At 59.0% G+C, this 17,149-nt stretch carries 17 protein-coding genes and 1 tRNA gene; 9 read left to right on the forward strand and 9 right to left on the reverse strand.

Features of this window, described 5'->3' with window-relative positions; translation table 11 throughout:
- Positions 1-31 precede the first annotated feature (31 nt).
- From ureG to kch, 5 genes are all read left to right on the forward strand, one after another.
- Positions 32-676 carry an urease accessory protein UreG gene (ureG, locus tag IF654_RS14005; protein WP_047275728.1) on the forward strand — a complete coding sequence of 215 codons (645 nt, stop codon included), beginning with the start codon at positions 32-34 and terminating at the stop codon, positions 674-676.
- Positions 673-1,638, forward strand: a complete 966-nt coding sequence (locus IF654_RS14010) for an urease accessory protein UreD (RefSeq protein WP_047276311.1) — start codon at positions 673-675, stop codon at positions 1,636-1,638. Before ureG ends, IF654_RS14010 begins: the two co-directional genes overlap by 4 nt.
- Positions 1,639-1,723: 85 nt before the next feature.
- On the forward strand, positions 1,724-2,716 hold the full coding sequence (yut, locus tag IF654_RS14015; protein ID WP_047275732.1) for an urea transporter: 993 nt from the start codon (positions 1,724-1,726) through the stop codon (positions 2,714-2,716).
- A 26-nt stretch (positions 2,717-2,742) separates the two neighbouring features.
- Positions 2,743-3,801, forward strand: coding sequence for a HoxN/HupN/NixA family nickel/cobalt transporter (locus IF654_RS14020; RefSeq protein ID WP_194862302.1), 1,059 nt, complete (start codon positions 2,743-2,745; stop codon positions 3,799-3,801).
- An 82-nt stretch (positions 3,802-3,883) separates the two neighbouring features.
- On the forward strand, positions 3,884-5,059 hold the full coding sequence (kch, locus tag IF654_RS14025) for a voltage-gated potassium channel protein (protein WP_047280832.1): 1,176 nt from the start codon (positions 3,884-3,886) through the stop codon (positions 5,057-5,059).
- A gap of 46 nt (positions 5,060-5,105) precedes the next feature.
- Here the strand turns inward: kch and crcB (IF654_RS14030) are convergent, their stop codons facing one another.
- Together crcB (IF654_RS14030) and crcB (IF654_RS14035) are read right to left on the reverse strand one after the other, a co-directional pair.
- On the reverse strand, positions 5,106-5,510 hold the full coding sequence (crcB, locus tag IF654_RS14030) for a fluoride efflux transporter CrcB (RefSeq protein WP_047275737.1): 405 nt from the start codon (positions 5,508-5,510) through the stop codon (positions 5,106-5,108).
- A 15-nt stretch (positions 5,511-5,525) separates the two neighbouring features.
- Complete coding sequence (gene crcB, locus IF654_RS14035) at positions 5,526-5,906, reverse strand: fluoride efflux transporter CrcB (protein ID WP_047280833.1); 381 nt, start codon at positions 5,904-5,906, stop codon at positions 5,526-5,528.
- A 156-nt stretch (positions 5,907-6,062) separates the two neighbouring features.
- Here crcB (IF654_RS14035) and IF654_RS14040 point away from each other — a divergent pair, with 156 nt between their 5' ends.
- Positions 6,063-6,344 (forward strand): hypothetical protein, encoded by a 282-nt coding sequence (locus IF654_RS14040; RefSeq protein WP_047275741.1) that lies wholly within the window; start codon positions 6,063-6,065, stop codon positions 6,342-6,344.
- On the opposite strand, the gene IF654_RS14045 is transcribed toward IF654_RS14040, so the two are convergent.
- The gene (locus IF654_RS14045; RefSeq protein WP_047282750.1) at positions 6,341-8,704 is read right to left on the reverse strand and encodes a DNA polymerase II; all 2,364 of its coding nucleotides are present in this window, start codon (positions 8,702-8,704) and stop codon (positions 6,341-6,343) included. The genes IF654_RS14040 and IF654_RS14045 overlap by 4 nt on opposite strands.
- A gap of 30 nt (positions 8,705-8,734) precedes the next feature.
- Entirely contained in the window at positions 8,735-9,088 is a 354-nt protein-coding gene (locus IF654_RS14050) for a hypothetical protein (protein ID WP_194862301.1), read from the reverse strand.
- A 275-nt stretch (positions 9,089-9,363) separates the two neighbouring features.
- Between IF654_RS14050 and IF654_RS14055 the strand changes: the two genes are divergently transcribed.
- Positions 9,364-9,630 (forward strand): DUF2092 domain-containing protein, encoded by a 267-nt coding sequence (locus tag IF654_RS14055; protein WP_047280835.1) that lies wholly within the window; start codon positions 9,364-9,366, stop codon positions 9,628-9,630.
- Positions 9,631-9,946: 316 nt separating this feature from the next.
- Here the strand turns inward: IF654_RS14055 and IF654_RS14060 are convergent, their stop codons facing one another.
- Positions 9,947-10,720, reverse strand: a complete 774-nt coding sequence (locus IF654_RS14060) for a hypothetical protein (protein WP_194862300.1) — start codon at positions 10,718-10,720, stop codon at positions 9,947-9,949.
- Positions 10,721-11,210: 490 nt separating this feature from the next.
- On the opposite strand from IF654_RS14060, the gene IF654_RS14065 reads away from it, so the two are divergent.
- Together IF654_RS14065 and IF654_RS14070 are read left to right on the forward strand one after the other, a co-directional pair.
- Positions 11,211-12,920 (forward strand): amidase, encoded by a 1,710-nt coding sequence (locus tag IF654_RS14065; RefSeq protein WP_094987508.1) that lies wholly within the window; start codon positions 11,211-11,213, stop codon positions 12,918-12,920.
- 300 nt (positions 12,921-13,220) lie between these two features.
- Entirely contained in the window at positions 13,221-14,219 is a 999-nt protein-coding gene (locus IF654_RS14070; protein WP_194862299.1) for an RHS repeat-associated core domain-containing protein, read from the forward strand.
- Between the two features lie 43 nt (positions 14,220-14,262).
- Here IF654_RS14070 and IF654_RS14075 read toward each other — a convergent pair whose 3' ends face one another.
- The 4 genes from IF654_RS14075 to IF654_RS14090 all read right to left on the reverse strand — a co-directional run bounded on the left by IF654_RS14075 (position 14,263) and on the right by IF654_RS14090 (position 17,088).
- Positions 14,263-14,757, reverse strand: coding sequence for a hypothetical protein (locus IF654_RS14075; protein WP_230683707.1), 495 nt, complete (start codon positions 14,755-14,757; stop codon positions 14,263-14,265).
- 259 nt (positions 14,758-15,016) lie between these two features.
- Positions 15,017-15,091: transfer RNA gene (locus IF654_RS14080), tRNA-Gln, on the reverse strand.
- Between the two features lie 288 nt (positions 15,092-15,379).
- Positions 15,380-15,835, reverse strand: coding sequence for a glycine zipper 2TM domain-containing protein (locus IF654_RS14085; RefSeq protein ID WP_047275750.1), 456 nt, complete (start codon positions 15,833-15,835; stop codon positions 15,380-15,382).
- 164 nt (positions 15,836-15,999) lie between these two features.
- Positions 16,000-17,088: a YkvI family membrane protein gene (locus IF654_RS14090; protein WP_047280838.1), complete on the reverse strand. Its 1,089-nt coding sequence runs from the start codon at positions 17,086-17,088 to the stop codon at positions 16,000-16,002.
- Positions 17,089-17,149 lie beyond the last annotated feature (61 nt).

A 17,149-nucleotide genomic window follows, 5' to 3' on the forward strand; every position in this document is an offset into this window, starting at 1 on the left:
CGATGAAAAGACTGTTTCAGGAGCAAGTCCCGTGAAAAAAATTACACGTATTGGTATTGGCGGCCCGGTCGGCTCGGGTAAAACCGCAATCATTGAAGTGATCACCCCGATCCTGATCAATCGCGGTTACAAACCGCTGATCATCACCAATGACATCGTCACCACCGAAGACGCCAAACAGGTCAAGCGCACCCTCAAGGGCATCCTCGACGAAGACAAGATCCTCGGCGTCGAAACCGGCGCCTGCCCGCACACGGCGGTGCGCGAAGACCCGAGCATGAACATCGCCGCGGTCGAGGAAATGGAAGAGAAATTCCCCGACAGCGACCTGATCATGATCGAGAGCGGCGGCGACAACCTGACCCTGACCTTCAGCCCGGCGCTGGCCGACTTCTACATTTATGTGATCGACGTGGCCGAAGGCGAAAAAATCCCGCGCAAAAACGGTCCAGGGCTGGTGCAGGCCGACATCCTGATCATCAACAAAATCGACCTCGCGCCGTACGTGGGCGCCAGCCTGGACGTGATGGAAAGCGACACCAAAGTGGTGCGCGGCAACCGCCCGTACATCCTCACCAACTGCAAGACCGGCCAAGGCATTGAAGAGCTGGTGGACATGATTGAACACATGTTCCTGTTCGCCCAGAAACCCGCCACCCACGAGGTCACTGCATGACTGCTCAGAGCCTGAACATCGTGAACACCCCTTCACGGCTTCGCGCTCATGCATTGGGTCAGGACGCGCCGGAGCTGGCGGAGTACCAGAATGAACCGCCGCAGATGCACAGCGGCGCGGTCGGCAAAAGCGGTTACTTGCGCCTGGGGTTTGAGCGGCGCGGGGAGCGCAGCATTTTGGCGGATGTCGAGCGGCGCGTGCCGTCACTGGTGCAGCGGGCCTTGTATTGGGACGAAGAAATGCCCGGTCTGCCCTGCGTGACCATGATTTCGACTTCCGGCTGCGTGCTGCAAGGCGACCGCCTGGCCACCGACGTGAATGTGGGCGTGGGCGCCTGCGGGCACGTGACGACCCAATCGGCCACCAAAGTGCATTCGATGAATGCCAATTATGCCTCGCAGATCCAGCAGTTTCGGGTCGAGGAAAACGGCTACCTGGAGTTCATGCCCGACCCGCTGATCCCGCACCGCGATGCACGGTTTATCACCGACACCCGGATCACGATTCACCCCACGGCCACGGCGATTTACAGCGAAATCCTGATGTCCGGGCGCAAATACCACCACGTGGATGAACGCTTCGGTTTTGACGTGTTTTCCTCGCGGGTCTGCGCCCAAACCCTTGAGGGCCGGGAGCTGTTTGTCGAGAAATACGTATTGGAGCCCAAAAAGGAAAGCCTCGACGCCATTGGCGTGATGCAGACCTTCGACGTGTTCGGCAACGTGGTGCTGCTCACCCCCAAGGCGCATCACGACCGGATTGTCGAACGCATGCCTGCCCTGTTCGATATCAAGGCCGGGCTGGCCAGTGGCGTAACCCGCCTGCCCAATGACTGCGGGCTGATCTTCAAGGTGCTGGGCAATGACAGCGGTGAGGTCAAGGCTCAGGTCCGCGAGTTCTGGAAAGTCGCCCGTGAGGAAATTCTGGGGGTCACCTTAGCGCCGCCGTTTCTCTGGCGCTAGGCGACTCGCACTGCGCAGTAGTGACCGGGGCCGGCTGCGGCGCCGGTGATTGCACACCCTTTGCAGCCCGAATGGAGAAGCATCTATGGATGTCGCCAAAGCGCCCGGTTCCACATGGACCCAACTGGCAAACGGCAATCGGGGGATCGAGTTCATCGACGTCACCCTGCGCGGTTGTGCCCAAGTCATGTTCCAGAACAACCCGTTGACCGGGCTGTTGTTCTTCGCCGCGATCTTCGTCGGCGCCTATGCCGAAGGCATCCCGGCCGTGGCCTGGGGCTGCGTACTCGGCACGGCGGTGGCGACCCTCGCCGGGCTGAGCCTCAAGGACCGGGCCTCGTGGAAGGCCGGGCTGTACGGCTACAACGGTTGTCTGGTAGGCGCGGCGTTGCCGACCTTTCTTGAGGTCACACCGGTGCTGTGGCTGTGCATCATCCTTGCCAGCGTGGTCTCGGTGATCGTCATGCTCTGCATTGCCGACATCCTCAACACCTGGAAAGTCGCCGCCCTGACTGCCCCGTTTGTCTTGGTGACCTGGATGATCCTGCTGGCCAGCTACGCCTTTGGCGGCCTGACCAATACGGCGCTGCCGGTGCCCAACCTGCCCCACGATCTGGTCGCACACAACAGCAACCTGTTCGACGGCATTCACCTGCTCGACGGGGTGTTCAACGGCATTTCCGAAGTGTTTCTGATCAGCACCCTGATCGGCAGCGTGCTGTTTCTCGCCGGGCTCGCGGTGTCCTCGCTGTGGGCGGCGGTGTTTGCCGTCTGCGGTTCGCTGCTGGCGGTGCTGACGGCTACCGTGCTGCAAGCCGAGCATGCCAGCATCAATAATGGCCTGTACGCGTTCAGCGCCGTGCTGACCGCCATTGCGCTGGGCTCAACGTTCAACACGCCCAGTTGGCGGGTGCTGATCTACACCGTGATCGGGGTGATTTTCACGGTGTTTGTGCAAGGGGCTTTGAATACCCTGCTGGCACCGGTGGGCATACCGACCCTGACCATGCCGTTTGTACTGGCGTCGTGGTTATTTCTGGTGCCCAACAAAGACGTCATGCCTGCCCACCGCCAGTAGCCTTCATCCTTTTGCGGAGCCTTTACATGACAGCCATCGTCGAACCCCTGGCCCCAGCAGCGCCCTCCACGACCCGGCGCAATGCGATCTGTTTGCTGACCGGCCTGATCGTCGCCAACGCACTGGCATGGCTCTGGGCCTTCAGTGAATTCGGCACCAACCCGGTGCTGATGGGCACAGCGCTGCTGGCCTACAGTTTTGGCTTGCGCCACGCGGTGGATGCCGACCACATCGCGGCGATCGACAACGTCACCCGCAAGCTGATGCAACAAGGCAAAACCCCGATTGCCGTGGGCACGTACTTTTCCCTCGGGCATTCCACCATCGTGATCCTGGCGTCGCTGGCCATCGCCGCCACGGCCATGGCGTTCAAAGACGACATGGCGTGGTTTCACGAAACCGGCGGGCTGATCGGCACGTTGGTATCGGCGGTGTTCCTGCTGTTGTTCGGGGTGCTGAACCTGGTGATTCTGATCTCGGTGTACAAGACGTTCAAGCAGGTCAAGGCTGGCAAAACCTTCACCCCGCACGAGCTGGACGGGCTGGTGAGCAACAACGGCGGCCTGTTGGCGCGGGTGTTTCGCCGGGTGTTCAACCTGGTCAACAAAAGCTGGCACATGTACCCGGTGGGGTTTCTGTTCGGGCTGGGGTTCGACACCGCCACTGAAATCGGCCTGTTGGGCATCAGTGCCACCAGCGCCTCCCATGGCATCAGCCTGTGGTCGATCATGGTGTTCCCGGTGCTGTTTGCCGTGGGCATGGCGCTGGTGGATTCGCTGGACAACTTTGTGATGATCGGCGCCTACGGCTGGGCCTTTTCCAAACCGGTGCGCAAGCTGTACTACAACATCACCATCACCGCCGCTTCGGTGGTGGTGGCCCTGTTTATCGGCGGGGTTGAAGCCCTCGGGCTGATTGCCGACAAACTGCAACTGACGGGCGGTATCTGGACCCCGATCAACGCCATCAGCGAACACTTTGGCGAGATCGGCTACTGGATCATCGGCATGTTCGTGTTGTGCTGGCTGATTTCAGCCTTGAACTACTACCTGCGCGGTTATGACCATTTAGGAGCCAATGCCTGATGAACAGATTCAGCAAAAGGACGTGCGCGTTAGCCGCTGACCTACACTCCATCCATTCTTTAACTGAGGCGTCGTAGGAACCATGACTTTAAAAGAGGACGTAAAAGCCAGATTCTCCTTTGCCTACGGGGTCGCCCTGCTGGTGGCCATCAACGGTTTTCTCTTGTTCTTACCGGTGTTGCAACGCGGCGTCGCGCACTCCAACGAGGCGTCCGGCCTGTTCAGCTCCTGGAAGGAAGCCCTGAGCTTTCTGGCGCTGCTGGAAATCCCCGGCTTCGTGGTGGGGCTGGTGTTGCTGTTGATGTCCATCGGCCTGCTGATCAAGTCGCGCATCAGTTGGTTCTTTTGCCTGCTGTTGCTGGTGGCCACGGTCTGCGTCGACGTGTTCATCCTGAAGCAACCCGATGGCGTGACGTTGTTCTCGCTGTTCACCATTGCCGTGCTGGTGTACTTCTGGCGCCGCTTCGACCACTACAGCCTGGCCACCGGCAGCTTTTTCGCCGTGGTCAGCATCGCCTCGCTGATCGTCTACAGCATGCTTGGCACGCTGTACATGGGCGAACAGTTCGCGCCGCAGGTCACCGACCTGCCGACCGCGTTCTACTTTGCCATCGTGGTGATGTCCACCGTGGGCTTTGGCGACATCGTCCCGCACACCACCGATGCCCGCATGTTCACCCTGACGGTGATCATCCTGGGCATCACCATCTTCGCGATCTCGGTGGCGTCCATTGCCGGTCCGCTGATCAGCAACAACATCCAACGCATTGTTAAGGGCAGGATTTCTCACATGGCGCGTAAAAATCACTACATCCTGGTGGGCATGGGTTCTCTGGCACAAAACGTCTACAAGGGCCTGACAGAACGGGGCGAACACGTGACCGTGGTCTGCCCCCCCGGCAGCCCGCACGACTTGCCGGAAAAGGCCGACATCATCGAAGGCGACACCTCGGCCGTGTCGACCCTGAAGCTGGCGGGTGCCAACGAAGCGAAATACATCGTGGTGCTGTCAGAAAGTGACGCGGAAAACGTGTTTGTGATTCTGGCGGCCAAGGAAGTGGCCGGTGACGACACGCAAATCATTGCTCTGGTTAACGAAACCCAGAACATGGCCAAGGTCAAACGCGTCAACCCTACCATGGTGCTGTCACTGCCCTTGCTGGGCAGTGAGCTGCTGGTGCGTACCCTGCAGGGGGATGCGATCAACAATGACCTGATCACCGAAATGTTCTTCGGCAAGCGTACGTCGCTGGGCTAAGGCACCTAGGCGCAGGCGAGGGCCACCCCCGCCTGCGTTCGTGCGTTCAGGCGTGGCTATCGTCCGCCGGCCGGGCAGGCCATTTCGCCCCGGCAATCAACCCCAGTTCGACCGCCGCAAAACCGATCACCAGGCTGGCCACCAGGTAGCAGATGGACACAAAGACCCCGGCCGGGTCTTTCATCATTTCAACCGCGCCAAACACGAAGCTGGAAAAGGTTGAAAGCCCGCCCATGATCCCGGTCCCGATCATCACGTGTACGTACTGGTTGATGCGGTTGCTTTTGAACAACGACGTCGCGACGCCCAACAAAAACGCCGCCACGATGTTGGCCACGAAGATGTCCATGGGAAAACCGTCGGCCAGGCGTGGCACCGAGAGCATCACAAACTCGCGGCACATGGCGCCAAACGCGCCGCCGACAAAAATCAACATGATCAGATTCAACATGGTTCCTGCTCCTGATTAACGCGCCAGCCAGGCGCCGAACGCGGCAGCCGCCAACCCCAACACCACCGAAACAATCAGATACCCGGCAGCCCAGGCACGGTCCTTGGCGCTGGCCAGTTTCGAGGCGTCCAGTTGCATGCTGCTGAAGGTGGTGTAGCCGCCCAGAATGCCGGTGAGCACGGCCGCGTTGAGAAAATCACCGTAACGGTCACGCCAGTCGACGCTGAACAGGATGCTCAGGTAACCGATCACAAACGCACCGCTGACGTTGATCACAAACGTGCCCAGCGGCAACGGCCCTTTATACAGTTGGCCAACCCGTAAACCGATCCACCAGCGCAGCAGTGACCCCAGCCCGCCCCCCAATCCGACCCAAAAAACGTCCAGCGCAGTCATGAAAATCCCTCTCGTGTCTGTCAGTGAGTGGGAAGAACTCTAGTTCATATCTGCGGGCCGGACGTTTCGCTACCTGCCGCCGGATTTGCCGCGTCAGCCCGGCGAAAAAGGAGTACCCTGCCGCCCTGATTTGCATCCTGCCCACACGGAACACTCATGTACCCCAATGCTGACCGCTACAACCCTGACACCGAATACGCCAACAAACTGGTCGACCGCATCGGCCAGACCCCGGCCTGGATTGCGTCGCGCATCGGCGTGACGGAAAAGCGCATGCGCTACATCCTCGCCGGTTCGCGCACGATCAAAAATGACACCACTGAGATTTTCATGAGCTACGCCGAGCAGTTCTGCATGGAGTGCCTGGCCGTCGAAGCCAAGGCCGCCAAGGACCGGGCCAAGTCCAAAGCCTTGGCTGAGGCGTCGGACAAGGCTTAAAACAGGCCCATCTGCCCGCCCACCAAGGCGCTGAAGTCGTCGTCGACGAACACCAGAATCGCATCCGCCACCGGCTGAAGCTGGCGCGTCAGGTAATGTTCGTAATCCACTGCGCCCGTCAGGTTCTCCAGCGGCTGCGGCCCGGCCACGGTGATGATGTAGCTGATGGTGCCGCCACGCTGGTATTGGCGGGGTCGTCCGTGACGGTCGTTGTATTCATCGGCCAGCCGCGCGGCCCGCACATGGGGCGGCACATTGCGCTCGTAGTCGCTGAGCGGGCGACGCAGGCGCTTGCGGTAAATGAGCAAGTCGTCATGCTCACCGGCCAGCGTACTGCGCACAAAATCACGCACGTAATCCTGATACGGCTGACGCTTGAAAATGCGTTCGTACAAGGCCTGCTGGAACTGCTGCGCCAGCGGCGACCAGTCGCTGCGCACCGTTTCAAGCCCCTTGTAGACCATCTCGAACTGCCCGTCGGGGCGCTCCACCATCCCGGCATACCGCTTTTTGCTGCCCTCCTCGGCCCCACGAATCGTGGGCATCAGGAAGCGCTGGTAATGGGTTTCGTACTGCAATTCAAGCGCACTGGTCAGCCCGTACTCTTCGCGAACATGGTCTTGCCACCACTGATTGACGTGCTGCACCAGCTCGCGGCCAATGCGGCTGGCGTCGGCTTCGCTGTGTTCACTGCGCAGCCAGACGAATGTGGAGTCGGTGTCGCCGTAGATCACGCTGTAGCCCCTGGCTTCAATCAGCGCACGGGTTTTGAGCATGATGTCGTGCCCGCGCAGGGTGATCGAGGAGGCCAGTCGCGTGTCGAAAAAACGGCAACCGCTGGAGCCCAGCACCCCATAAAACGCGTTCATGATGATTTTCAGGGCCTGGGACAGCGGCGCGTTCTGCTCGCGCTTGGCGGCTTCGCGGCCATTGGCCACGCGCTCGATGATGGCCGGCAGGCAATGCCGGGTGCGGGAAAAACGGGCGCCGCGAAAGCCGGGCACAGACGCGCTATCGCTGGGGTCGCGCAAGCCTTCTACCAGCCCCAGCGGGTCGATCAGAAACGTGCGAATGATCGACGGGTACAGGCTTTTATAGTCGAGCACCAGCACCGACTCGTACAAACCCGGCTGCGACTCCATGACAAACCCGCCGGGGCTGGCCTGGGGCGGGTTGTCCCCCAGGTTCGGCGCCACGAAGCCCTGACGGTGCATCAGGGGCATGTACAAGTGGTAGAACGCGGCCACCGAGCCCCCGCTGCGATCAGCCTCCAGCCCCGTGACCGACGCACGTTCCAGCAAGAAGGTCAGCAGCTGCGTTTTCTCGAAGATCCGCGTCACCAGCTCGCAGTCCTTGAGGTTGTAACGCGCCAGCGCCGGTTTGTCCTCGACGAACATGCGGTTGATTTCGTCCATGCGCTGGTACGGGGTGCTGATGTCCTTGCCTTCCCCGAGCAACGTTTGCGCAACGTTCTCCAGACTGAACGAGGGGAACGACCAGGTGGCAGAACGCAGGGACTCGATGCCGTCGATAATCAGCCGCCCGGCCGCGCTGGCAAAAAAGTGGTTGTTGCGCGCGCCGTGTTCGCGCCACTGCATCTCACTGCCGTCGCGCCCCAACGCCAACGGGATGCCAAGGCGGCGCGCATGTTCGTGCAGCACCCGCATGTCGAACTGCACCACGTTCCAGCCAATGATGGCGTCCGGGTCGTGCCGCGCAAACCACTGGTTCAGGCGGTGCAGCAGCTCGGCACGGGTGGCGCAGAACTCAAGGTCAAAATCCACCGGGGCATCGGCGGCCGTGGCCTTGCCCAACATGTACACCTGACGCTGGCCGCAGCCTTCAAGGGCAATTGAATACAGGTCGCCTTGCTCGCTGGTTTCGATGTCCAGCGACACCAGCTTCAAGCGCGGCCGGTAGTCGGGATGGGGTTTGATCTGCGCCTCCAGCCACAGGCCGTCCGGTTGCGGGTGCCCGTGAAAACTGACGGGCGCCGTGATGAAACGCTCCATCAGGTAGCGTTCCGGGGGGCGGATATCAGACTCGTAAACGTCTACCCCGGCACGTCGCAGACGCTGGGCGATGTCAGTCAACTGGCCGTATTGCTGGCAGTACAGCCCCACCACCGGGCGCGAATGAAAGTCGCACATCGCCAGTGGCCGAAATTCGAGCCCGCGCTCAGCCTGCAACAGCGCTTGCGCCTGCTCGCGCTGCTCGGCGGGGATGAACGCGGTACACGACTGAAGCGGCAGGCGCAGGCGTTGCGGCCCGTTGTCGGTGGCCAGCCAGAACTCGACTTCAATCCCCGACGGGGTGTCGCGCCAGTGGCGGGTCAGCACAAAACCGTGGTGCAGGCTCACACGCGCCCCCTCAACCCCGGGACCGCGTAATTACAGACAAGTGGCCATCGCCGCCATTCGGCGCATGGCCACACTGTCATCGGGTTTGGCGGCGTAGTAACTCACCGAGGTGCCCGTGCCCTGGGGCGTCAGGTCGGCAAACGATTCGGCACCCCGGGTGTAGACCGTCATGCCGCCGTCTTTGGGGGTGTTCATGTAGCCGCTGGCATCCACGCCGAACACGGCTTCGTCCTGCCACGAAAACTGAATGCACTGTGCCACCAACGGCGTGGCTTTACTGGAAGCCAGCACCCGCACCGGCGTCTGGTGACGCGCCTCATTCATCGCAGAGGAAACACAACCGCCCAGCAGGGCCAAGCTCACAGCGCCAATCAGCATTCGCATCGGATTACCCCTCGAAAAAGGCGTGCACGATAGCATGCGGCCAGCCGGGATTCATTGACGCACCCTGTTCGACAGCCCGTGGACGTGCAGTGGGCGGCGGTCAAACCGTGATCGTCGCAGAACGCACCGGCTCGTCGGATGTGAACACCTGGACCGTTCGCTTGCCGCTCGTCTGATAAGGGCCGGGCCATGGCTATTGTGCATCGCGCGCTGCTCAGGACCTTGCTGGCGGTGTCCCGCCTGTGCCACGCCGCTGATGAGGTCGACCCGCCGCCGTGCAGGCCTTGGCGCGCATGGGCAGTGACCTGCGCAGCCTCAAGCAGTTTGGGGCCCAGATCGATCACGTGCTGGAAAACGGCCAGAGCATAGAAATCCGCCACCACACGCGCCTGCTGGCCAAGCAACCCGACAAACTCATGGTCACGCTGGACAATCAGGGCAAACATCGCAGCCTGTATTACGACGGCCATGCTTTCACCGTGTACCAAAGCCCGGCGCGTATAACGCCGGCACCCTGGCGCCGTAACCGGGGCCTCAAGTGATCCCGCGCGGCTGAAGGGGCTCATGGCCCTGACAACTTTGGATCCAATAAATCGCCCTGCCAAAAAAAAGCCCAAGTAGCTGATGGAAACTTGGGCCTTAAAAAATGCATAAACCGTGGTAGGTGAACGCGGGGCGATCTTACCTCAGCGTTACAACTCGTAACAAGATATTTTGCACGTTTTTTTCCAATTCTTTACTGACCTAAGTCATTAAATAACCACATGTTTTTAATAATATTAGGCCCATAAGGTTATTCCAAATGGCTATAAGCTGAATCTTTTCAGCCGTGGGCCAAAATGGATCCCATTCCACGCCTCATTTCACTTTGCGGCTGAGGTCTTCAACGCTGCGCTTCAGCCCTTCCATTACACGCTGCTGATCGCTCACTTCGCGCTTGAGGGAAGACAGGTCGGCGGCACTTGAGTTTGAACCGGCACTGCGTTTCACGTCGTCGAGCTGACGCTCCAGTTTGTCCAGGCTGTTGTGATGGCTATCGACTTTGTTTTTGAGTGCAGACCATTCACTGGCACCCGAGCTGGAACTGGAACCGGCATTGCGCTTGAGGTCTTGCACCTCCCTGTCGAGCTTCTCGAGTGTACGGCCCTGGCTGTCGAGCGTGTTTTTGAGCGCCGTTACGTCAGTGGCGCCCGCGTTACGCTTGAGCACTTCCACTTGTTGCGCGAGCTTGTCGAGTTCTTTCTTTTGCTCTTCGGTGGTGCGTGTCAGCCGCGACAGCTCATTGGAGCCGGTGCTGTGAATCGACCCGGTGTCGCGTTTGAGCGCTTCAATCTGGCGCGCCTGCTCACTTACCGTCTGCTTGAGCGACTGCAGTTCAGCGAGGGCCCGGCTGTTGTCGTCGAGGGTTTTTTTCATCTGTTGCAGGTCATTGACGGTGAAACCCGCACTGCGCACGGTGTAGGTTCTGCCCGCCTCGCTGGCACCCGCCAGAATGGCGTCGTTGTACACGGCACTGAACGGCCCCATGACGATACGCGTCGGCTCACTGGCGGCTTGAGCCCCACTCCCTGGCATCAGCAACGCTGCACCCAGGACGGTCATCGCAAAAAAAGGGTGGCGGGCACTGAACATCGAATGATTCCTTTCCAAAGGGCCGATATGGCACATGGCTATGACTGAGTAATCGAATGCCGGTTCCCGCCGCGCGCATTGATGAATGGATCGACCCGGCACCCGAAAGTGCATTGGTGATGGCCTAAACGCCCGGGATTTCGCTAAGCTCTGGCCCCCAAGGTCTGTTACCACTTCATCGCCGCCGCGACGAAAGCCCACGGGTGCAGGGCAAAGCGCGAGAGGCGTGGTTGGGTTGCTCCCAACACGCGTCGAGCAACGCCGCACTGCGCTACGTGGATGCTCGTCCCTTCGGGTCGCGTGTCACCGTTAGCCGGTGACGCGGCTTGCAATGAAACGGTAACAGACCCGCGTTCAGCCCCTGTTGCGTGAGCCGTGCAATGAGAACCGATATGACCTGCCAGTTTGAGACACACGATGCCTTCTGCCCGACCTCCACACGTGATGCCAGCCATCATGTCCATGCCTTCGGACCCCAGGCGGTGAACGCATGATCGAAGTGACTGAAGTATCGATTGCCCACTTACGCGCCGCGCTGAAATCCGGGCAAACCACCGCCGTGGCGCTGGTGCAGGCTTACCTGCAACGCATCGACGCGTATGACGGCCCGGACACCCCCACCGCGCTGAATGCCGTTGTGGTGCGCAACCCGGATGCACTGGCCCAAGCGCGCGCGTCAGATGAACGCCGCGCCGCAGGCCAAACCCTGGGTCCGCTGGACGGCATCCCCTACACCGCCAAGGACAGTTATCTGGTCAAGGGGCTGACCGCGGCTTCCGGCAGCCCGGCCTTCAAGGACCTGATTGCTTATCGCGATGCGTTCACCATTGAACGGCTGCGTGCAGCGGGCGCCATTTGCCTGGGCAAAACCAACATGCCGCCCATGGCGAACGGCGGCATGCAACGCGGCGTATACGGCCGGGCCGAAAGCCCTTACAACGCGCATTACCTGACTGCGCCGTTTGCTTCCGGGTCATCCAATGGTGCGGGCACCGCCACCGCCGCCAGCTTCGCCGCGTTCGGTCTTGCGGAAGAAACCTGGTCGAGCGGCCGTGGGCCTGCGTCAAACAATGGCCTGTGCGCCTATACCCCGTCCCGGGGGGTGATTTCGGTGCGCGGGAACTGGCCCCTGACGCCGACCATGGATGTGGTCGTACCGTTTGCCAGAACCATGGCCGACCTGCTTGAAGTGCTCGACATCGTGGTTGCCGACGACCCTGACACCCGTGGCGATCTGTGGCGCTTGCAACCGTGGGTGCCTGTCCCGAGCGCCTCTTCGGTGCGCCCCGAATCGTACCTGCAACTGATGGCCACGCCACAGGCCCTGGCGGGCAAACGCTTTGGCGTGCCCCGCATGTACATCAATGCCGACCCCGACGCCGGCACGTCCGAAAAACCGGGGATCGGCGGCCCGACCGGGCAAAAGATCATTACCCGCGACTCGATCATCGAACTGTGGCAGCAGGCGCGCCGGGCGCTGGAAGCGGCAGGCGCTGAAGTGATTGAAGTGGATTTCCCGCTGGTCTCCAACTGCGAGGGCGATCGCCCGGGAGCACCCACGGTGTTCAACCGCGGTTTGGTGTCCGAAACGTTCTTGCATGACGAATTGTGGGATCTGTCGGCCTGGGCGTTCGATGATTTTCTGCGTGCCAATGGCGACCCGAAACTCAACTGTCTGGCCGATGTGGATGGCCCGAAAATCTTCCCCCATGACCCCGGCACCCTGCCCAACCGCGAAGACGACCTCGCGGCCGGCATGGACGAGTACGTGAAAATGGCCAAACGCGGCATCACGCCCTGGGATCAGATTGCGTCCTTGCCCGATGGCCTGCGCGGGCTGGAAAAAACCCGAAAAATCGACCTCGAAGACTGGATGGACAAGCACCAGCTGGCTGCCGTGATTTTCCCGACGGTCGCCGATGTCGGCCCGGCCGATGCCGACGTGAACCCCGAGTCAGCAGATATCGCCTGGAGCAACGGCGTGTGGGTGGCCAACGGCAACCTGGCTATCCGACACCTGGGCGTGCCGACGGTCACGGTGCCGATGGGCATCATGCACGACATCGGCATGCCTGTTGGCTTGACCTTTGCTGGCCGCGCCTACCATGACTCGGCGTTGTTGACCTTGGCCAGCGCATTCGAAGCCACCGGTTCGAAACGCAAGGTGCCGCCGCGTACCCCACCGCTCAGCAAACCCTAAGTGTAAGTGCTTGCAATCGAAAACGACCAAGCTTGCAATCAACGCACTTTCAGGCTCGAATTAATTGCGACTGAAGCGGCCCCCATGCTCGCATTAGCTGCGACTGTGCTTGCATTCAACCCAGCATGCTTGCAATCGATCTTCGCGGGCTCACTTTATGTGCGACTGACGGAGCGTCCATCAAACGGTGGTTTGGTGGACGTCAGCCCATGCAAGCACCTAATAGATCTGCTAGCTATACAGATCTGGCTAATGAGCAGATTGTTAAGTGTCGATAACTATTTCCTTTGAGCAAGGCACATGAACGCGCCACGTAAATCCATCACTGACCTCTATCTGTACGACCCGTTGGACCGTTTGACAGGCGCTCATTCGGCCCAACGTTTTTATAACGGCACCCGTATCGCGACCGAGATTCAGAACAATAGAAAAACCTGTTTTTTTGAACACGAGGGCATGCCTCTGGCTGAGTTACACCCAGCAGAAGCTGTCACATTACTGGCCACGGATCAGCAAAGATCGGTGCTGTACGGCGTTAGCCCTGTACTTAGCCAACCACAGAGCTACGGCCCTTATGGGTATCGTCCAACGACGAACGGGTTACTTAATTTACTGGGATTTAACGGCGAACGGCCTGACTCAGCAACAGGGCATTATTTATTGGGTCAGGGTTATCGGGCATTTAATCCTGTGCTAATGCGCTTTAACAGCCCGGATAAGTTAAGTCCTTTTGAAAAGGGCGGGATAAATTCGTACGCATATTGCGGAGGCGACCCTCTGAATCGAAAAGATTCTACTGGGCACACATGGGCTCCATTAAAATCGCTTTTACGCAAGGTAGGCTTGATGAAAAAAGCGAAGCCAAGATTACCTGAAGGAGCAGTGTCTAAAGTGGGTTATCATGGCACTACATCTGCGGGTGAACGCCAACTTATTGCACACGGGCCTAAAGAAGGTCATGCAGGTCAAAATAGTAGCCTTGCCCAGTTGAAGCATGGAGAAGGGTTCTACATTTCTCAACGGTATGACGATGCCAAAATGTATGCCGAAAGTCATTTGACCAACCGATTTAAAGCTATATCTGAGGCTTCTGTTGTCGAGGTTCATATAAAAAACATTCAGAAAAAAGTACTGGATCAGGACTATTACATTGGCAGCGGTGTCGATGAGGGGATGGTTGTTTTTTATCCGTCAACGTATTCAGACATAACAATAAAACCTTATCGGACTATTACTCGAAATGGATCCATCACATCATCATCGATTTCCAAAGTAATCCAGACCGTTCGTAGCACCTGAGTACAACAGCCTTGTGACCTTCCGACAATCGCTACGATTTGTGTTAAATCGGTAATCCTGCTGCCAGCATCTTGTCGCGTAACTCAGCAGCTCGTGCCGGGTCGAACATGTTACTGAATAACGCTTTGATTTCGGTGGGCTTGGCGTCGAACTGCTCTACCAAGTCTTTTATCCGGTACCCATGACGAGTGAGTTTCGGTTCCAGATCATCCAGTTGACGCGACAGCACCGACTCCACCAGCTCCGCCGAAACAGGTTTCTCACCCGTCAAGTAGCCTGCCTCCAGAGACAGGCTTAAATGCAGTTGAATCTGCAAGGGCGTGCGCTGTTTGGTGGCCAACAGATCGATCGCATCTTCGGTCAAGATCGATTCAGCAGCTACTTCCCCCTCTGAACAGGTGTCCAGTAACCAGTGGATGTATTCGCGCTGGCTACCGGTGATGCCATCGAGTGAAAAAATGTCGGTGCGATAGCCTATTTCCTCCATCGTCGGACGACGCAAATCATTACGCAGCTTGGGATGGCCAGCCAGCACCACTGAGAGACGTCTCGCACCACCCTCGACGCCTGAAGTGCGTTGATTGCAAGCATGCCCGTTTCCGATTGCAAGCACTTACACCTAAGCACTCAGGGGTTGGCGTCACCCTGCCAACCCCTGTTCGTGTGCAGCCTGCTCAAACGCCAGACACGCCAAATCCCTTCGCACAGACAGGGCAAAGTGAGGATCGGTGGTCACGTTTGAATAAGCTGCTTACGCAGAACGCGCGACAGAAGGATGCGGGAAACACGATGAGAAATGGCAGGGGCGGCTGGATTCGAACCAACGCATGGCAGGATCAAAACCTGCTGCCTTACCGCTTGGCGACGCCCCTGTATCTGTTGCGATGAGTGCCTGGCACTCGGCTCCCGTTCGCTCAGCGCAACGCTCATAAATGGCTTTGGGCTGCAGGCCATGTGGCGACCTGTCCGGGAGTGCGCGCAAATTTACCAACATTCGTAACATCTGGAAACCCCCAAACGCACAAATTTATTAAAAAACAGCCACTTAGTAGGAAAAGTTGATTTCAACGCCCCAAAAGCACCACGACGACAGTGCTCGCCACGCAAGAAAAATCCATTGCCCCCCAGCAAAGCTTCAACTGGGGGCAATGCCTGAGGGGTTAATTCTGTGGAATCACGCGCGCATCACTGCCCGCGCCTTCGATATACACGTGCATCCCCGGTGTGAGGACAGGGTTGATTGGCTGGGTAACCGAAACCAATACACCACTTTTAACCCGCACGATGATTTGCTGAACTTGCCGCGGCTGGTCATAGCGCTGCCGTTCGGTGTAGTTGCCGCCCGCCGCACCGGCCAGTGCGCCCGCCACCATCGCCACATCACGCCCGGTGCCGTGACCGATCAAGCTGCCAATCCCTGCCCCGGCAATCCCGCCCAAAATGGCGCCGACCCCGCTGTCATGGTTGGTCTGTGCCTGCGTCAGCTCAATTTGCTCAATGACCCCGGTGCGGATTTCATACTCATTGGGCCCCGGGTTATTAGCGCCGCCATTCACACACGCGGTCAGAACGAGCGCTGCCAATGCGATTGACAGGGTGGACAGTATTTTTCTCATCGCCGTCTCCATGGTCCAGAAAGGGGTTAATCACGCTGAAAAGGAGCGTAGCACACGGTTTTTTTGACGCTCGAGAGTCGCACTTTGCGCTGACACCTGAATGAAAAACCCCGCACTAGGCGGGGTTCAGGCGTGCGGGATTGACCGCTGCGAGATCGACGCCGTTATGACGCCGCGTCCAGCTCAGCTTTAAGCGCCTTGGCGCTGGAGCGACCACGCACCCAGCTAAAAGCAATCGCGAGGATGAGGGCAAAACCTACGTAACCCAGCAGTGGGTAAACCGTACCGACCAGCTTGCTAAAGCCACCCAGGCTCAAGGCCAACCCCACGCACACCGCGACTGCGCTGGTCACCTTGAAACGGCGTGTTTCAGGTTTGGCGAAACGGGCGCTGAACGCAAAGAACATCCCTACCGCCGTGCTGTACACCATGCAGACCAGGGCCAGAGACATCACCACTGACAGCATCGGCGAGATGCGGCCGGCCAGTGCCAGCGATGGCATTTCAATGCCCTGCAGTTGGTTGATGTTGGCGAACAAGCCAATGTTCAACAGCAGGATCAGCACGCCCAAGCCCAAACCGCCGAGAATGCCACCCACCGCCGCAGCCTTGGGTTGCTGGGTCATGCCACCGATCACAGCCAACATCGGGAAACCGACCGCGATATTGAACGAGGCATACAACAGAGCCCCGACAAACCAGTTGCCGGACACCGTCTCGTTGTTTTCACGGGCGACTGCGTCGAGGGTCTCGACGGGGGCGTTATAGCTGAAGATCGAATAGGTGGTGATGATCAGCACCATGGCCAGCAGAAACGGCATGACCGCGCTGATCAAATCAATAATGCGCTTGACGTTCATGCACAAGGTAACCATCACCAGGACCGTCATCAGTACGCCGCCAAACAAAGGGGGCATGTCGTACTGCTGAGCGAAGATCGAACCGCTGCCTGCCAGCATGACCACACCAACGCCATACAAGAAGAACGACAACACCACATCCACGACCCACCCAATGCGTGCGCCGAACAGGCTGTAGAGAACCTCTTTGTGCGAATTTGCTTGCATCTTCGAGCTCATGCGGGCGATTTGCATGCCCAAAAAAGCAAACATCAGGCCACTCACCAGCGTGCCTGCGATGCCGATCAGCCCATAGCCGGTAAAAAACTGCAGTACCTCCTGCCCGGAGGCAAAGCCACCGCCAATAACGACCGACATATATGCAAGGGCAATCTGGATGGATTGTTTATTCATGACACGTTCTCTTTCTTAGACTTATTAGGTGCACGCCACAGGAGAAGCCGCCAACGCCCTC

Origin of the sequence: Pseudomonas lundensis (assembly GCF_015377145.2) — a bacterium.
Taxonomy (GTDB): domain Bacteria; phylum Pseudomonadota; class Gammaproteobacteria; order Pseudomonadales; family Pseudomonadaceae; genus Aquipseudomonas; species Aquipseudomonas lundensis.